Source organism: Chryseobacterium sp. SIMBA_029 (genome assembly GCF_046535275.1).
In the GTDB taxonomy this organism is placed as follows: domain Bacteria; phylum Bacteroidota; class Bacteroidia; order Flavobacteriales; family Weeksellaceae; genus Chryseobacterium.
In genome coordinates this window covers 199,182-215,761 of sequence record NZ_JAWRXA010000004.1, presented here as the reverse complement: position 1 = coordinate 215,761, position 16,580 = coordinate 199,182, and the positions used below count along the sequence as shown (strand labels likewise).

Annotated in this window: 15 protein-coding genes; 3 read left to right on the top strand and 12 right to left on the bottom strand. The window is 37.1% G+C overall.

Annotated features, from left to right (window positions below):
- A complete protein-coding gene (gene nhaA / locus SB679_RS08745) occupies positions 1–1,179 on the top strand; it encodes a Na+/H+ antiporter NhaA (RefSeq protein WP_410701872.1) in 1,179 nt (392 codons plus the stop codon).
- On the opposite strand, the gene SB679_RS08740 is transcribed toward nhaA, so the two are convergent.
- Positions 1,176–2,189 (bottom strand): YihY/virulence factor BrkB family protein, encoded by a 1,014-nt coding sequence (locus SB679_RS08740; protein ID WP_410701871.1) that lies wholly within the window; start codon positions 2,187–2,189, stop codon positions 1,176–1,178. The genes nhaA and SB679_RS08740 overlap by 4 nt on opposite strands.
- Positions 2,190–2,511: 322 nt before the next feature.
- On the opposite strand from SB679_RS08740, the gene SB679_RS08735 reads away from it, so the two are divergent.
- Complete coding sequence (locus SB679_RS08735; protein WP_410701870.1) at positions 2,512–2,985, top strand: 23S rRNA (pseudouridine(1915)-N(3))-methyltransferase RlmH; 474 nt, start codon at positions 2,512–2,514, stop codon at positions 2,983–2,985.
- Positions 2,986–3,174: 189 nt separating this feature from the next.
- Here SB679_RS08735 and SB679_RS08730 read toward each other — a convergent pair whose 3' ends face one another.
- The 9 genes from SB679_RS08730 to secD form a co-directional block, all read right to left on the bottom strand.
- On the bottom strand, positions 3,175–3,627 hold the full coding sequence (locus SB679_RS08730) for a tRNA (cytidine(34)-2'-O)-methyltransferase (RefSeq protein WP_410701869.1): 453 nt from the start codon (positions 3,625–3,627) through the stop codon (positions 3,175–3,177).
- Positions 3,628–3,704: 77 nt separating this feature from the next.
- A complete protein-coding gene (locus SB679_RS08725; RefSeq protein ID WP_410701868.1) occupies positions 3,705–4,517 on the bottom strand; it encodes a tetratricopeptide repeat protein in 813 nt (270 codons plus the stop codon).
- On the bottom strand, positions 4,514–5,080 hold the full coding sequence (locus SB679_RS08720; protein WP_410701867.1) for a phosphatase PAP2 family protein: 567 nt from the start codon (positions 5,078–5,080) through the stop codon (positions 4,514–4,516). Before SB679_RS08720 ends, SB679_RS08725 begins: the two co-directional genes overlap by 4 nt.
- A gap of 3 nt (positions 5,081–5,083) precedes the next feature.
- Positions 5,084–5,419 carry a twin-arginine translocase TatA/TatE family subunit gene (locus SB679_RS08715; protein ID WP_410701866.1) on the bottom strand — a complete coding sequence of 112 codons (336 nt, stop codon included), beginning with the start codon at positions 5,417–5,419 and terminating at the stop codon, positions 5,084–5,086.
- Positions 5,420–5,772: 353 nt separating this feature from the next.
- Entirely contained in the window at positions 5,773–6,228 is a 456-nt protein-coding gene (locus tag SB679_RS08710; protein ID WP_410701865.1) for a DoxX family protein, read from the bottom strand.
- A 46-nt stretch (positions 6,229–6,274) separates the two neighbouring features.
- On the bottom strand, positions 6,275–6,922 hold the full coding sequence (locus SB679_RS08705; protein WP_410701864.1) for a hypothetical protein: 648 nt from the start codon (positions 6,920–6,922) through the stop codon (positions 6,275–6,277).
- A gap of 85 nt (positions 6,923–7,007) precedes the next feature.
- Positions 7,008–7,907 carry a helix-turn-helix domain-containing protein gene (locus tag SB679_RS08700; RefSeq protein WP_410701863.1) on the bottom strand — a complete coding sequence of 300 codons (900 nt, stop codon included), beginning with the start codon at positions 7,905–7,907 and terminating at the stop codon, positions 7,008–7,010.
- 49 nt (positions 7,908–7,956) lie between these two features.
- Positions 7,957–9,192: a TCR/Tet family MFS transporter gene (locus SB679_RS08695; protein WP_410701862.1), complete on the bottom strand. Its 1,236-nt coding sequence runs from the start codon at positions 9,190–9,192 to the stop codon at positions 7,957–7,959.
- 150 nt (positions 9,193–9,342) lie between these two features.
- Entirely contained in the window at positions 9,343–12,237 is a 2,895-nt protein-coding gene (gene secD, locus SB679_RS08690) for a protein translocase subunit SecD (protein WP_410701861.1), read from the bottom strand.
- Positions 12,238–12,456: 219 nt separating this feature from the next.
- Here secD and SB679_RS08685 point away from each other — a divergent pair, with 219 nt between their 5' ends.
- A complete protein-coding gene (locus SB679_RS08685) occupies positions 12,457–13,827 on the top strand; it encodes a PQQ-dependent sugar dehydrogenase (protein WP_410701860.1) in 1,371 nt (456 codons plus the stop codon).
- 98 nt (positions 13,828–13,925) lie between these two features.
- Here the strand turns inward: SB679_RS08685 and SB679_RS08680 are convergent, their stop codons facing one another.
- Positions 13,926–15,131 carry a hypothetical protein gene (locus SB679_RS08680; protein ID WP_410701859.1) on the bottom strand — a complete coding sequence of 402 codons (1,206 nt, stop codon included), beginning with the start codon at positions 15,129–15,131 and terminating at the stop codon, positions 13,926–13,928.
- An 82-nt stretch (positions 15,132–15,213) separates the two neighbouring features.
- Complete coding sequence (gene hemN, locus SB679_RS08675; protein WP_410701858.1) at positions 15,214–16,572, bottom strand: oxygen-independent coproporphyrinogen III oxidase; 1,359 nt, start codon at positions 16,570–16,572, stop codon at positions 15,214–15,216.
- Positions 16,573–16,580 lie beyond the last annotated feature (8 nt).

The window sequence follows — 16,580 nt, the reverse complement described above, 5'->3', positions numbered from 1 at the left end:
ATGAATTTAACTCTATATTTCAAGAAATTTTTCAACAGCAGCCAATCATCGGGAATAATCCTTATTCTCTGTGTGCTGGCTTCATTACTAATTGCCAATTCATCTGCAGGCGAAGGCTTTCAGAGCTTTCTGGACAAAAATGTGGGGACTCATCTCTTTCATTTGGAATATCCTGTCAGCATCTGGATCAATGATGGATTAATGGCCATTTTCTTTTTGCTGGTAGGGCTTGAGATAAAAAGAGAAATGGTGGAAGGTGAACTTTCTTCCTTCAAAAATGCCTCTCTGCCCATTTTTGCAGCGGTAGGCGGTATGCTGGTACCGGCACTTATCTATACATTCTTCAATGCAGGTACGGAATATGCTAATGGCTGGGGAATTCCTATGGCTACTGACATCGCTTTTTCACTGGCAATTGTTTCTATGCTGGGAAAAAGAATTCCCAATTCCATCAAAATTTTCCTTGCTGCTTTGGCCATTGTGGATGATTTAGGAGCTATTTTAGTGATTGCCATCTTCTATACAGATCAGATTCATTGGATCTATTTACTTTTGTCCGCAGGGGTAACGCTTCTACTATTTTTGTTGAACTTTTTCAAGGTTACAAAACTTATTTTCTATATTATTCCGGGATTATTTTTATGGTATTTTCTGCATCATTCAGGAATTCATGCAACGATTGCCGGGGTTGTACTAGCTTTTTCAATTCCGACAAATGTCTCCAATGTCACTATTTCTCCTTTGGAAAAACTGGAGCACAAACTCCATCTTCCGGTGAATTTCCTCATCATGCCTATATTTGCTTTAACGAATACCAATATAGCTTTTAACAGTGAAATGGTTCAGGGAGTGACAAGTACATTAGGATTGGGGATTATTGGCGGATTGGTAGCGGGAAAACTGCTCGGTATTAACCTTTTCTCTTTTATAGCCATTAAAATGAAGCTAAGTTCGCTGCCTCAAAACAGTTCGTGGACACAGATGATTGGGGTTGGCCTGCTGGCAGGAATAGGTTTTACTATGTCAATTTTCATTGCATTGCTTTCCTTTAAAGACCAGATACCGATTCAGGATGAGGCAAAATTTGCCATTCTAATTGCTTCTTTTTTATCTGCTGTTCTGGGATTTACCGTATTAAGAATGAGTGCTAAAAAGGATCCTAACCTGATAGAAAATTAACTCTTTTTCTTGTAATTTTCTAATTTTCTGCGATGCTCTTCACTGCTTTCACCAGGTTCAGTGATCATGAAATGGTAATTGGCGGTTTCTTTTTTAATTTCATCGGACATTAATTTTTCGATCCGTAATTTTCTGATGGCCATATTCAGCTCATTCCCGAATAACAGTAGGTAGACATTCACATTCACCCAAACCATTAATAAAATCATACTTCCAATGGAACCGTAAAGAACGTTGTATCGGGCAATATCTTTCACATAAATCGCAAATAAATACGTGGTAGCCACGAACAATACCGTCGTGAGAATGGCTCCTGGAACCGCCTGTCTGAATCTGGAAATTTTCACTGTTCCCAGCCAGTAAAATAAGGTCAGAAGGATAAAATAAAACAGAGGGAAAGAGACAAATCCAATAATCTTGGAAAGGTTTTTCACCAGCCACGAAACATCATAAGCCGGGGTAAAAAGCTTCATAACGACCTCCACATAATAGACTCCGAAAAGTGCCATAAAAACGATGGTAATAAAGCCTATGGTAATAAAAAAAGAAAGGATGAATTCTTTTACATCGGTAAGCTTTTCGTCCGAATTTTCATTAAAACCATTAATAAGAGAAAAAGTGCCGTTGGTGGCAAATACCAATGCCAGAACGATCGTCAAATTACTGATTCCCTTCATATTCGGGATGATATTGGTCTCAATATATCCTCTCACATCATGTTCCATATTGGATGGAATAATGTTATGCATCAGGACTTCAAAAATATAAAACTGCAATTTGTCATAGTGCGGCATATACGGTAAAACGGAAAGCAGGAAAAGAAGAAATGGAAATAAACTTATCGTAAAACTCCAGGAAATTGCCGCCGCTTTTCTTCCAATATTCCCTTTAAAAATTCCCGAGATATAAATCTGAAACAGCTGCCAAAGCGATATTCCCAGAACAGGAATATGGATATCATCAAAAAAATCCTGAACCTTTATAATAAACCTGGGAACTTTTATAGCCATCTTATCTTATTTGTGTTTCCTTTCATACAGTTTTTTCAAATTACACCTTTAACTTCCGAATAAAGAAGCTAAAAAATCAAAAAAAACATGCAGAAGAGCAATTTCAATTAATCACAGTGAGTTGATCTTGTAAAAATACAGAATTTTTAGAACATAAGAAATTTGAGGATTATTCAACTGAAATACTTTATAATGAAGTGATATTTAATTTTCCATTTAGAGATCATCTCATAAACCCCGGTTCATCCCTATTCTTTCCCGTACAATCGTACCTCCACAAAAAATAGTATCTTTGGGCTTTCTATTGAAACCCTCTTAAGAAATGCGAATCAGTTTACTTTGTATCGGCAAAACAGACGATAAGGAAATCACGTCTTTAATCAATTATTACCTCACCCGACTTCCCAAGCACTGGAATTTTGAAATTACTGAAATTCCGGACGTTAAAAACACCAAAAATCTGTCACCGGACCTTTTAAAGAAAGAAGAAGCTAAACTTTTCATGAACGCTATCGACAAAAATGATCTGGTTGTGATTCTGGATGAAAAAGGAAAACAATTTACCAGCCGGGAATTTGCCCAGAAAATTGATACCTGGATGAATTCTTCCGTTAAAAAAGTACATATTTTGATTGGCGGTGCTTACGGCTTTTCTGAGGACATCTACAACAGGGCCAACGAAAAAATGTCATTATCTAAAATGACATTCACGCATCAGATGATCCGTTTATTTATTGTTGAACAGCTTTATAGAGCCGACCAGATCTTACAGGGAAAACCTTATCATAATGATTAGCAGGAGACTTCAGATGTTAGATATCAGATTTCAGACTATTTACTTTGTGTAAAGACTGAGAGAACAAAGAACAAAGATGCTAGATTTCAGACATTAGATTTTAGACTGTAAGCTTAACACACAGCCTAAACACTAAACACTAAACACTAAACACTAAACACTAAATACTAAAAACCAACAACCAATCACCTACTTCAAATCAATCTGTCTTTTCGCTTCACCAATCACAAAAGCAACTGAATTGGCAATATTAAAGCTTCGGATTAATTTTGACATCGGAATGGTTAAGTGATTGTCAAAAGAATCTAAAACCTCTTTACTCAAGCCTACACTTTCTTTACCGAAAACTAACCAGTCTCCGTCCTGGAAATCATTTTCTAAATATGATTTTTCAGCATGTGAACTCATTAAAAACACACGGGAATGATCCGGAATTATTTTCATCCACTCTTCAACATTGGGATATTCGGAAACATCAAGATGTACCCAATAATCCAAGCCAGACCTTTTTAAGTTTTTATCATTAATTACAAATCCAAATGGATGAATGAGGTGCAGTCTACTTTCTGTCCCCACACATAATCTTCCGATATTACCTGTATTATTAGGTATTTCCGGTTCTACAAGAACGATATTCAACATGTATATACTTTAGTAATTTTTAAATTGATGGTCTTACCCGATTGATTGTACAGAAAAACCTTATGATAATAATGAATCTATTTTGCAGGGCATTTAGCATAATAATCCGCCAATACAGCTTTTTCATATCCTAAACTGACTGCTTTATCCAAATTAGCGCAAGCTTCTTTTTGCTTAGCTCCATCAAGCAGGATTAACGCTTTAGTTACATAGGACTGTGCAAATTTTGGATCGATAGAAATAGCTTTATTAATATCAGAAAGGGCTTCTTTTTTTTTTTTCATTTTAAAATAAACATCTGCCCTGCCATTATATAACAGAGATTCAGGTTTTTCTGAAATCAACTGATTATAATCTTTTAAAGCTCCTTCCAGATCGCCGTTATTTTTCTTTAAGCTTGCTAATCCGGTTTTTGCGTAAATATTGTCCGGAGCAAAGGTTAAAATCTGGTTTAAATCTTTGATAGCCAATTCTTTTTTACCCTGGCTGTCGTAAATTTTGGAACGGGTTAAATATAAATCCGGATTTTCTGCATCTACACGAAGCCCGTTAGCAATATACTCCAAAGCTTTAGGCTTATTTCCTTTCTGGCTATATAGAGAAGCCAGGTTGGCATAGACAGAAACTGACATAGGATTGGCCTTCAAAGCTGATTCATAGGATTTAAAAGCCAGAGCAGTCTTCCCCAGCCTTCTTTGAGCTGTGCCCAGATTGTCATAATATTCTGCCTGGTATTTTTGGATTTGCTCTTTTTCCGCCAGCTTTGAATACTGTTCTTCTGCACATTTGTAATCTGCATTTTTAAAGCATTCGTCTGCTGTTTTTTTGTCTTGAGCGTACAGTGTACACGAGGTAAAAGCTAATGCTCCCAGTAATAAATGTTTTTTCATGGTGTTATATTCTGTTTGTTGATGACTTTTTTGGCGAGTGCACCAAAGCTCACTCCCAATAAAATTCCAACAAACGCCCCCACCAAAATATCTATCGGGAAATGCACTCCTAAATATATGCGACTATAGGAAACCACTATAGCCCACACAAATATAGCATAAGGAAACCAATTGAGTTTCTTTTTTAATAAAATACCAAGATAAGTTGCTAAAAAGAAGGTATTAGAGGCATGGGCAGAATAAAATCCAAACTGTCCGCCACATTTTACAATCCTCATATGATGCTCCAGTGCAGGGTCGTGGCAAGGTCTCAGCCTGGCTACTCCATATTTGAAAATACCCGCTAACTGATCAGAAACGGTAACTCCGATTGCTATAAATAAAAGAATAAAAACTAAAGATCTTAGTTTGAAATTTTTATATAAAAAATAAAGAAATATAATATAAAGTGGAACCCAGATCCATGTGCTTGAAATCAGCATCCAAAACTGGTCAAAAGAAGTATCCCCCAAATTATTAAGGTACAAAAAGACCTTCTTATCTTCCTGAATAAGCTCTTCCATGAATTATCTGCTTACAGGTCCTTCATATGTTTCGTCGTCGGCAGGCTTAGGTTTTGGAGGCTCATTAGAAGCGGTAGGATCACTAAGAATATCTTTCTGAACATCTTTCATTGGATTAAAGTCTTTAGCCGCATCCTTCACCTTCTCTATCTCGCGCTTAATCTCAGAAACCGGGTTGTCGGTTTCCTTCATAATTTCAGTTTTGATGTCCTCCACTGCACCACGCATTTTTCTAACACCTGACCCTAAGTCGCGTGCTATTTGAGGAAGTTTATCCGGGCCGAATAATACAACGATCGCTATCGCAATCAGTGCCATTTCTCCAATGCTTAATTCCATGCTGTAAAATTACAAAAGATTATACATATTATTATAGGTAAATACGAATTTTAAATAAATTTTAATAATTATGAGCGATTGGGTTGTTGGTTATCAGTTGTTGGTATTTGGTGTTTGGTTGATACGTTGAATTGAATTGATAGTCTGACGTCTGAATCTAGCATCTTGGTATAATCAATTATTAACAAAATTTAATTCTATATAATGGGAATTATATTGTCATTTTAATTATATTTACTCCAATAATATCGTATGTAACATCGTACATCACTTTCCATATATACTCATTCTTTCACAATGAAGCAGGGAACCCAAATTGGATTCCCTGTTTCATTAGTATCCTATTTTTTTGTTTACTCTTTATTTCTCCTGTTAAATATCCACTCATCTGCTGAAAACTTTCCTGCGCCTTCAAATAAAAGAGCAACCGCAATTCCTATTACCAGAATATCAAACTGGCAGCCCTCCCCTTTTTGAGTTCCGAACCAATTCATGAAAAATCCATTCTGAATGTGAGCCATCAACATAATGCCTATCATTAATCCGATAAATGATATGGCCCAAAGTCTCGTCGCATAGCCTATCAATAAAAGAAATGAGCCCAAAAACTCAACCATAATTACTGTAAGTGCAGCAACAAACGGTAGGTTTAGATCGTGTGTAAAGACGTCCATTGTTTTACTAAATCCCATTCCACCGAACAGCCCAAACACCTTCTGAAGCCCATGCGGAATAAAAATAATACTCAATGTCCATCTGAGAAAGGTCCCGGTCCATGTATCATTTGTTTTAAAGAATAAATGTTTCATAATAAAGATATTAAATAATTGTATACAATAACGATGATTTATATTTTTAGTTAAATAATTTAGCCGCAGCAAATACCCCGTAATTCTGCTTACTTTCTTTAAAAGGTCCGTAACTGTCAAAATTGGCTCCAGCACCAAAAGTGATGGATTTATAACTCAACCCTACTCTGAGCATCAAGTAGCTGCGGGCATGCTCGCCATCCTGGATGGTTTCGGAATAGAGTCCCTGGATGCGGGAATATCCTTTCCAGTTTTCATTGATTTTGGGTTTATATTCCATCATAACAAAACCTTCAGCAATACTACTTTTGGAAAACCCTATAAACCTTGGATTTACAATCAATAAAAAATCGTTGAAATTCTTGGAATACATAAATCCGGCAGTAGGCCGTAGACCGGTTGTGGGTGTATAATGAGAACCTCCCATCAAACGGATATTCTTGATGATCTCAAAGGTCAGATTAGCCTGAATCATGGCATCTTTAGAATGATCTTCCGACCATTTGGAAGAGATATTAGCCACACTGAAAAAGCCCAGTTTCTTACTTCCTTCAAATGTTTTATTCACTGTCATCTGGGAAGCAAATCCTTTGTTTCCAGCCAAGGCCTCAAATAGTACAGGTGGATTGGAGGGTGAAATACTGGTCTGGGAACTAAACAGCAGCGGAAGCAATCCGGCTGAAAAAAGAATCATTTTTCTCATGTTTTTAACCGTCATCAATTATATCCACAAAATTCTGAAATACAATAGAATAGGGTTAGAACAGATAAATCCAATATTAGGACAAATCAATCCCTTTCCGATAATCTGAAGGACTCATACCGCTATGCTTTTTGAAAAAGCGGGAAAAATAGGAAACATCGTCTACCCCTAACGTAAAAGCAATTTCTGAAACCGAAAGATGCGGCAACGAAAGCAAAGCCTTCGCTTCCATTAATAAAGCTTCATTGATAATTTCGGAGGCTGTTTTCCCAGTTGCATTTTTTATGGATTTGTTCAGATGATTGGGCGAAACACTGAGAAGATCGGCATATTCCTTCACTGAATGTAAATTTTGAATCTGATTGGTGATCAGTTTCCGGAACCGAAATACCAGTGCTTCATTCGCTGAAAGATCAGGGCGTGGGAGTTTCTCTATAAAATGCCGGATTTCCCCTAATACCGTAAAGAGGTACAAACGGATAAGATCAAGACCTTGATTATGACGGTAAAGTTCCTCCATCTGCTGAAGGATTACAAAAATTCTCTCCCGGTGTTCCTGATCGAGAAACAGAGTGGGATCATAGATAATATCAGCGTAATTCAGTATCTCCTGAAGGTATTTAAGCCCGGGCCCCTCTGCAATAAATTCATTGGAAAAATGGCAGTAGAACCCTTCCATATCGGGGCTATTATGGATAAAGGTCCGGATCTTATGAGGAGGAAGCATCATAATCATCCCTTCCTCTACTCCAAACAGGCTGGAACATACCATTTTTTCTATACTTCCTTTCCTGATGAATACAAAGTCATTGACCGTTTTCCGGTGCGGCTGGGAAGGAGTTTTAGCGTCTTTAAGTATGTGAAGCGGTTCTATAAAAAACTCATTCAGTTCTTTTTTAACCGCACTTTTTTCTTCCCAATCTATATCCAGGATGGGTTTGAAATCACCAGGTTTATATTGAGGAATACGGCTCATAAGATCTGTTTAATGTAAAATAATTTCTATCTTTTAACGATCAGCTTAATTACAGTTTTTTGATCTGATTTTTATTTTTTTTCTGAAAAGCATTATAAGTCATCACCACACTTATTGCCATTAAAATAAATGCCAGGAAAAAAGGTGCTCCTGAAAACTCAAAAGGTGCCTCATCATGGGTAAAGAAATAAAACAGATTGGTCATCAATGGAGGTCCTATGATGGAAGTTGCACTCATTAAACTGGTCAGTGCTCCCTGAAGTTCTCCCTGTTCATTGGATGGAACGCTTTTCGTAATCACCGACTGAAGTGCCGGCCCGCAAATCCCTCCTAAACAGTAAGGAACAAGAAATACAAACATCATCCAGCCTTCTGTAGCAAAAGCAAACAGCAGCATTCCTAATGCATATAAGGCTAATCCGTAATAAATACTTTTTTGCTCACCCAACTTCGGAGTAGTCCAGCGTATCAGCACGCCCTGAACCAAACCTACTAAAAGCCCAACTACTCCCAGTGAGATTCCAACCATTCTTTCTGTCCAGTTGAATTTATACATGGTGAAGAAGCTCCAGTTACTTTGTACAGCATGTCCTGCAATGTATATTAAAATAAGGGCAAAGATCAATCCTGAAATTTCCGGGTGTTTCCCTAAAAACTTAAATGAACCGACAGGATTAGCACGCTTCCAGTCAAATTCTCTTCTTTTATCTTTATCTAAACTTTCAGGAAGGACAAAATACCCGTAAAGGAAATTTAAAAGGCATAAACCTGCCGCTGCATAAAAAGGGACTCTTGCACCATAATGGCCCAATAAACCACCTAATACAGGCCCGATAATAAATCCAAGACCGAATGCAGCACCAATAAGACCAAAGTTTTTGGCCCTGTCTTTATCTGTGGAAATATCGGCAATATACGCACTCGCTGTTGTTACACTGGCTCCCGTAAGCCCGGCAATAATTCTTCCGAGAAACAGCCACCAGATGGTAGGCGCCAGTGCCAGGAAAATATAATCTACAGCAAATCCAAAGAGGGAGATCAGGATAATAGGTCTCCTTCCGTATTTGTCACTCAGGTTTCCTACAACTGGAGAAAATATAAACTGAGTAAAAGCATATGCAAAGCCCAGCCAGCCTCCATATTTTGCAGCTTCACTGATATCTGCATGAATAAGTTCCTCAATTAATTTCGGAACCACGGGAATAATAATCCCCCATCCTGTAATATCAATCAGCAGGGTGATAAATATGAAACCTATGGCTGCCTGTTTTTTTGAATTTTCCATAATCTTGCAAAAATAACGAAATCTAAAAAATAATGATTCTAAATTTCACAATATTAAAGAAGTATAATAATTAATTTATTGTTCTGTGTTTCTTCCACAAAAAAGGCCGCCTCTTTCGAAACGGCCTTACTTTATTTATTGTAGCTCAAATTACTTTGAAGCAAGTTCTTCTTTTGTTGAAGTTGTTCTTCCATGTACTTCGTCTTCTTTCCCTGTTTTAAGAAAATCATAAGCGATTGCCGAAGCAATGAATATGGATGAGTACGTACCGAATCCGATACCGATTAACATGGCAAACATAAATCCTCTCAGGTTATCTCCGCCAAAAATAAAGATGGCAAGGATTACAAGGATCGTAGTAAATGAAGTGTTGAATGTTCTACCTAGCGTACTGGAAATAGAGTCATCAAATAATCCAGCTAATGTTAATGATTTCTTTTCTCTCAGATATTCTCTAATTCTGTCAAAGATAATAACCGTATCATTGATTGAGTATCCTAATACCGTTAAAATCGCTGCAATGAAATCCTGGTTGATTTCCATGTTGAATGGCATATACTTGTGAAGTAGTGAATACGTTCCCAAAATAATTACCGCATCATGGAATAGAGCTGCAACTGCTCCCAGAGAGAACTGCCATTTTCTAAATCTGAATAAGATATAGATAAAGATCCCTGCTAATGCAGCAACTACTGCAAGAATACCATGAGTCTGGATATCGTCTGCTACCGTAGGTCCTACTTTTTCAGAAGAAATAATTCCTGCATGTTCTTTATCAGCAGATTTGAAATCATGCAATGAAATATTTGAAGGAAGGTTTGTTTTTAAACCGTCATATAACTTCTGTTCAACAGTCTGGTCAGCTTTTAAAGATTCGTCATCGATCAGATAATCAGTAGAAATTTTAAGCTGTTTAGCATTACCAAAAGTTTTTGCTTCTACTGAAGAGTTTTTACCGTCTTCTGTTTTAAATACTTTGATCAAATTCTGCTCAACATCTTCAGCATTTACATCTTTATCAAATCTTACAATATAGTTTCTACCTCCTGTAAAGTCAATCCCGTATTTGAAACCATGAATAAACATAGATCCAAGAGAGATTATCGTAAGTACAGCAGAGATGATATATGCATATTTTCTTTTTCCGATAAAGTCGATCCACGTATTTCTGAATAGATTCTTTGTAGGTGGAGTCCAAACAGAAAGGTGTTTTCCTTTTTCCAATCTTGTGAAGATCATCACTCTTGAAAGCAATACAGAAGTAAAGAATGTCATTAAGATACCAATTCCTAACGTTAAAGCAAATCCTTTAATAGGACCTGTTCCAAATAAGAAAAGTACTCCAGCCGTCAATAATGTCGTTAAGTGACCATCAACAATGGCACTCAATGCATGTTTGAAACCGTCTTTATAAGCTTCAAGAATACTTTTTCCTGCAAATAATTCTTCTTTCGTTCTTTCATAGATAATTACGTTCGTATCTACCGCCATGGCCATTGTAAGAACAATACCCGCGATACCAGGAAGCGTAAGCGTAAAGTCTCCGGAATCCATAATTCCGAAAATATAGAAAAGGTTGATAATCATTGCAATTACAGCATACACTCCTGCACCACCGTAATAGAAAATGATATACGCAATAATAATCAAGAATGCGATAATGAATGAAATCATTCCGGCATCAATAGACTCCTGTCCTAAAGACGGACCTACCTGAGTAGCCTGAACCACTTTAGCTCCTGCCGGTAATTTACCAGCTCCTAAAACGTCAACCAATTCTTTAGCTTCTTCCTGAGAGAAGTTACCAGAGATCTGAGTTCTACCGTTAGGAATAGCGCCTACTACATTAGGTGCTGTATATACTCTTCCATCCAAAGTAACAGCAACTGGTTTACCAACGTTTTTCTCTGTTAAGGTTTTCCATTCTTTGGCCCCTTTAGAGTCCATCTGCATGTCTACAACCACTCTGCTTAATTCATCATAACTGATGTTTGCAGATTCTACTGCACCGTCTACCGGAGCTTTTTGGTTGATGCTACCTCTGATAGCATACAGTACCAGGTCATCAGGACTTGTAGACTCAGGCTTATACCCCCACAAGAACTGTGTATATTTAATGTTAGCAGGACGTAAAGACTGTGCTACTTTGCTGTTCAAAATCTTGTTAACAGCAGCAGTATCAGATAATTTTACGTTTGCAACACCATTACTTCTTAATTTGTCAAGCTGTAAAAGGCTCATGAAGTTAACATTCTTGGCAACTCCCATAGAATCTCCTTTTGCAGCAATCATTGTAGTCAAGGACTGGAAATAAGGTGCAATTTCAGGAACCTGCTGTACTTCCCAGAATTGAAGTTTTGCAGAAGTCTGAAGCATTTTTTTCACCTTATCAATATCTTTCATACCCGGCATTTCCACAGAAATTCTGGCAGTACCAGGAACTCTCTGAACGTTCGGTTGTACCGCTCCCAGCTTATCAATTCTCGTTCTGATCACCTCAAAAGCTGTTCCTACAGAAAGATCAATTCTTCTTTTAATGATGCTTTTTACCTGCTCATCAGTAGTATTGTACTTGATTTCTGACAAATTGGTATTTCCGAAAAGCTCCGGATCTGCCAGCTTAAGGTTGGTTCCTTTAGCTCTATTCAGTGCATCAAATTGTTCGAAGAAGTTGTCGATGTAAGATTTTGTCGAGTTTTTCTGAGCTTCATCAGTTTTATTTAAAGCTTCAATAAGAACAGGATTCGTAGAATAATTGGTTAAATCATTCACCAAATCTCTTTGGTTGATTTCCAATAGAACGTTGATCCCCCCTTTCAGGTCAAGACCAAGTTTCATTTCTTTGTCCTTAGCTTTTGTATAATAAAGCTTTGTATAGCCTAGATTAAGAGTATCTTCCTTTATCCGTTTGATCTCTTTCTCGTTTCCTTTCGCAGCTTCGATCTGCGATTCAATTTTGCTGGCGTACCAGGTTGGTAATAGCTCGTTTAAGCAGATCAACCCTAGGACAATAGCAATAATTGTAATAAGTCCTTTTCCTTGCATTTTGTTATAACTACGTTAAATTAAGTCGGCAAATATAATGATTTTCTTTATATTTTATGAATTTTTTAACAGCAGAAACGGTTTATTTTCAGATATATCGGCATTTTAATTTCTTTTTAGTATTTATCATTTTTTCATCTGAATTGTAGTGAAATTTTCAAATTCTTATTGGTATGAAATTTTCATTCATCTAATCAACCCACTAAACATCAAAATATTATGAAAAAACTACTTTTTAGCGTAAGTATTTTTTCTTCCTTAATTCTTAATGCGCAAAACATTAATTTGGAAGAATTTGCTACCGGACTCACCAGTCCGGTCGAAATTACCAACGCCGGAGACAGCAGGTTGTTTGTTGTACAGCAAGATGGAATCATAAAAATTGTCCAGCCAAATGGAGCCGTCAATGCCGCCAATTTTTTAAATATCAGTTCAAAAGTTACCTTTAATGGTGAAAGAGGACTTTTAGGACTTGCATTTCACCCACAATACTCTACTAACGGGTATTTTTTTGTGTACTATAACAACACAGTAGGAAATATTACTCTTGCCAGATACACCGTCAGTACTACCGATCCTAATACAGCAGATCCCAACTCTGAAAAAATCATGCTGAATATTACGAAACCTTTTACCAACCATAACGGAGGTAGTATTCACTTTGCTCCTGACGGAAATTTATGGGTCATCACCGGAGATGGCGGAAGCAGCGGAGATCCTAACAACAATGCCCAAAACAAAAATGCACTGTTGGGAAAAATGCTTAGAATTGACGTTAATGCTACAGGTCCATATAATATCCCGGCAGATAATCCTTTTGTGGGTACCAGTGTTGATGGTGCCGATGAAGTCTGGGCCTACGGGCTTCGAAATGCATGGAAATTTTCTTTCGACCTCACAACCGGAAATGCAATGATTGCAGATGTAGGCCAGGGAGCCATTGAGGAAATCAATAAAATGCCGATCACCCAGGCGGGACTTAATTATGGCTGGCGTTGTTATGAAGGAAACAGTGCTTATAATACTGCCGGTTGTCCCAGTTCATCAACGTTCACTTTCCCTGTAGCAGTCTATGATCATTCGGGAGGGAAATGTTCTATTACAGGAGGATATGTGTATAGAGGAACTCAATATCCGTCACTGCAGGGAAGATACTTTTTTGCCGATTACTGTTCTTCACAAATCGGAATACTGAACACAGACAACTCAGTAATCTGGACATCCGCGTATTCGGGAAGCAATTTTTCAACGTTTGGACAAAATGCGCAAAAAGATCTATTCGTAGCAGCACTGAATACCGGGAAAATTTATAAAATTACGACCGGAACATTGTCTGCCCACGAAAACAGCCCTTTAAATGAATTAAAAGTGTATCCTAATCCAGCTTCAAAAAAAGTATTTATTGAAGGTCTACAGGATAAAAACAGTACCGCTGAAATTATCAGTGCCGAAGGCAGAAAAGTGTTGGAGAGTGCCAAGATCAACAGTGATAACAGTGTAGATATTTCAGGAATTCCTTCCGGAGTTTACTATCTCATTTTGAAATCCGGAGATCTGAAATCGTACAGCCAGAAATTGATTGTAAAATAACTTGAGCTCAAAGCTGGAAGCTAATATTTGACAGTTAATTTCTAACAAGTTATCACATCAGCTTATCCCAAACTCCGGTTAAATAAGAATTCAAGGCCTCAGGAAACTTTTTCTGAGGCTTTTACATAATATAAAACTCCGAAGACTGGCAGCATTATCAAAGATTTTTCAAGCAGAGAAAAACGCTCTATTTCATCATCCATTAAAATATTCGGCACAAAGGCTACCAATAGAATTGAAATAACGCAAATGATGATCTCAAACAGAGATATTTTTTGTGAAGAATACGTTTGATATTTAAATCTGGAACTTAAAATCCAGAATCCCAAAAACAAAACCATATAAGGAAAAGTCCATATTCTATAGGTATCCCAAGCTATTGCATGCAGCAGCAATGGAAATAAAGTAATTGCAGCAAGCAAAAGGAATAAGTAAATATCTTTCCGGGATATGTTATATACGGTATAAAGCAGAAAAAGTATTGGAGTTCCATCCATTATGGAAGCCTTGGAACGAAATACTCTCTGAAAGAAATGCGGTCCTTCATCAGCAAGGTATTCACTGAATTTTCCTGTATATGCTCCGGAAACTGAACCGGCTACTTTATTTCCGACAAATTCGATATGTTTTAAGTAATGAAACAGCACTGAGTGATAATCATGTCCATACAATTCCTGATACACTAATATTCCTGCTGTTGCAATCACCGGTAAGAGTAATAATAGGCCTGTTTTTTTCAATAAATCTTTAGTAAAACTGTTTTTCAATGAAAATTGGCCATCAGGAATTTCATTCACTACCACCGCAAAAAAGCATATGGGAAACATGAGAAAAAATGATATTTCATGAACAAAAATACTGATTGCCATCAGCAGTGAGGCCAGCAAAATCTTTTTATGGGTAATCAGCTGGACGGCAAGAATCGTAAGGAGAAAAATAATATGATCCAGATATCCTATAAGATGGGCAGAAAACACCATATACTGAGACAGAAAAAAGATCAGATAAAATATTGTTTTCCGGATGGTATCCTGCGTGTTTCTATACGTTTCCTTTACCGCAATAACGACCAGCAAAATATATAGAATAGCTAATATAACGGATGATATCAGTACTATGTTAAATTCATTTTTCTGAAAAAAAAGACCGAAAATTTCTCCTGCCAGTCCTCTTTTAATAAAACCGAATCTGTAATCCAGCATCCAGTGTGCTTTTGACCAACTGTTGGGAAACCTGATAGCTTTTGCAACACTAAAAACAAGTGCATAGGAATACAAAAAAACTAACAGGACCTTCCGATTCATCGATTTTTTAAGTAATGAAATTATTAATACTGGATTTTAAATCTTGACACAATAATTTACCATCTGATTTATATCGTTTGACTTATATCGTCATCGAAAAAATTCTGGTTTCAGGCTTATTACGCATCATTCTGAGGTCAAAAACCATTGCTACATTTCTCGTAAATGCCCTTCCCTTTTCAGTAATTTTAATTTCCTTACCATGAATTTCTACCAACTCATCATTTTCCATTTCTTTCAGCATTTCCAACGCATTGTCTAATTCAGGGAAAGAGGTCTCGGCATCAAAAGAAGTTTCAAGCTGACACATTAAGTTCAGAATATGTCTTCTCACAATCAGATCTTCTTTATTTAAAATATGTCCTTTCACAACAGGAATTACTCCTTCTTCAACCGTTTTTTGATATTCTTCAACCGTTTTTACATTTTGAGCAAAAGCATACCATGAATCTGAAATAGAAGACATTCCAAGGCCTACCATCAGCTGGGTCTTGCTGGAAGTATATCCCATGAAGTTTCTGTGCAGTTTTTTTTGAATTAATGATTGGTACAAGTCATCATGCTCCAGAGAGAAATGATCCATTCCCACCTCAATATATCCTAAATCCTGAAGCAGTTTTTTTCCATCTTCATACAGACGGCGTTTTTCTTCTCCACTTGGTAAATCATTTTCATCAAAACCTCTCTGTCCTACTCCTTTGACCCATGGAACGTGGGCATAAGAATAAAATGCAAGTCTGTCCGGTTTTAATTCAAGCGTTTTCCGGATCGTATGCTCCATCGCATCCCAATGTTGATGCGGAAGCCCGAAAACAAGATCATGACTAATCCCTCTGTACCCGATTTCTCTTGCTAATTCTGTTACTTCCTTTACTTTTTCAAAAGGCTGTATTCTGTTGATTGCTTTCTGAACCTTCGGATCATAATCCTGAACTCCAAAACTTACTCTGCGAAATCCAAGATCATATAATGTCTGAAGATGTTCTCTTGTCGTATTATTCGGATGTCCTTCGAAAGAAAATTCAGGATGTTCTGCAATCTCTACGGTTTCAAAAATCCCTTCCAGTAATGCTTTTAAATTTTTTGGAGAGAAAAAAGTAGGTGTTCCACCTCCAAGATGAAGTTCCTTTAATTTTGGTTTTTCATTAAAAAGCTCCAGATAAAGCTTCCACTCTTTCAATACGCTTTCAAGATAAGGAATCTCAACACTATGCTGTTTCGTAATCCTTTTATGACAGGCACAGAAGGTACATAAAGCCTCACAAAAAGGAAGATGTATATAAATAGAAATTCCCTCTTCCCCATTGGTCTCGTTAAAAGACCTGATTACACTTTCTTTCCATTTTTCAGGTGAAAATGTAGTCTCATCCCAATAAGGAACCGTAGGATACGAAGTATATCTTGGCCCGGGAATATTATATTTATCTATTAAAGAATTCATTGAAAATT

Coding starts and splice junctions, on each gene's coding strand:
- nhaA (WP_410701872.1), top strand. CDS start 1: ATGAATTTAACTCTATATTTCAAGAAATTTTTCAACAGCAGCCAATCA.
- SB679_RS08740 (WP_410701871.1), bottom strand. CDS start 2,189: ATGGCTATAAAAGTTCCCAGGTTTATTATAAAGGTTCAGGATTTTTTT.
- SB679_RS08735 (WP_410701870.1), top strand. CDS start 2,512: ATGCGAATCAGTTTACTTTGTATCGGCAAAACAGACGATAAGGAAATC.
- SB679_RS08730 (WP_410701869.1), bottom strand. CDS start 3,627: ATGTTGAATATCGTTCTTGTAGAACCGGAAATACCTAATAATACAGGT.
- SB679_RS08725 (WP_410701868.1), bottom strand. CDS start 4,517: ATGAAAAAACATTTATTACTGGGAGCATTAGCTTTTACCTCGTGTACA.
- SB679_RS08720 (WP_410701867.1), bottom strand. CDS start 5,080: ATGGAAGAGCTTATTCAGGAAGATAAGAAGGTCTTTTTGTACCTTAAT.
- SB679_RS08715 (WP_410701866.1), bottom strand. CDS start 5,419: ATGGAATTAAGCATTGGAGAAATGGCACTGATTGCGATAGCGATCGTT.
- SB679_RS08710 (WP_410701865.1), bottom strand. CDS start 6,228: ATGAAACATTTATTCTTTAAAACAAATGATACATGGACCGGGACCTTT.
- SB679_RS08705 (WP_410701864.1), bottom strand. CDS start 6,922: ATGATTCTTTTTTCAGCCGGATTGCTTCCGCTGCTGTTTAGTTCCCAG.
- SB679_RS08700 (WP_410701863.1), bottom strand. CDS start 7,907: ATGAGCCGTATTCCTCAATATAAACCTGGTGATTTCAAACCCATCCTG.
- SB679_RS08695 (WP_410701862.1), bottom strand. CDS start 9,192: ATGGAAAATTCAAAAAAACAGGCAGCCATAGGTTTCATATTTATCACC.
- secD (WP_410701861.1), bottom strand. CDS start 12,237: ATGCAAGGAAAAGGACTTATTACAATTATTGCTATTGTCCTAGGGTTG.
- SB679_RS08685 (WP_410701860.1), top strand. CDS start 12,457: ATGAAAAAACTACTTTTTAGCGTAAGTATTTTTTCTTCCTTAATTCTT.
- SB679_RS08680 (WP_410701859.1), bottom strand. CDS start 15,131: ATGAATCGGAAGGTCCTGTTAGTTTTTTTGTATTCCTATGCACTTGTT.
- hemN (WP_410701858.1), bottom strand. CDS start 16,572: ATGAATTCTTTAATAGATAAATATAATATTCCCGGGCCAAGATATACT.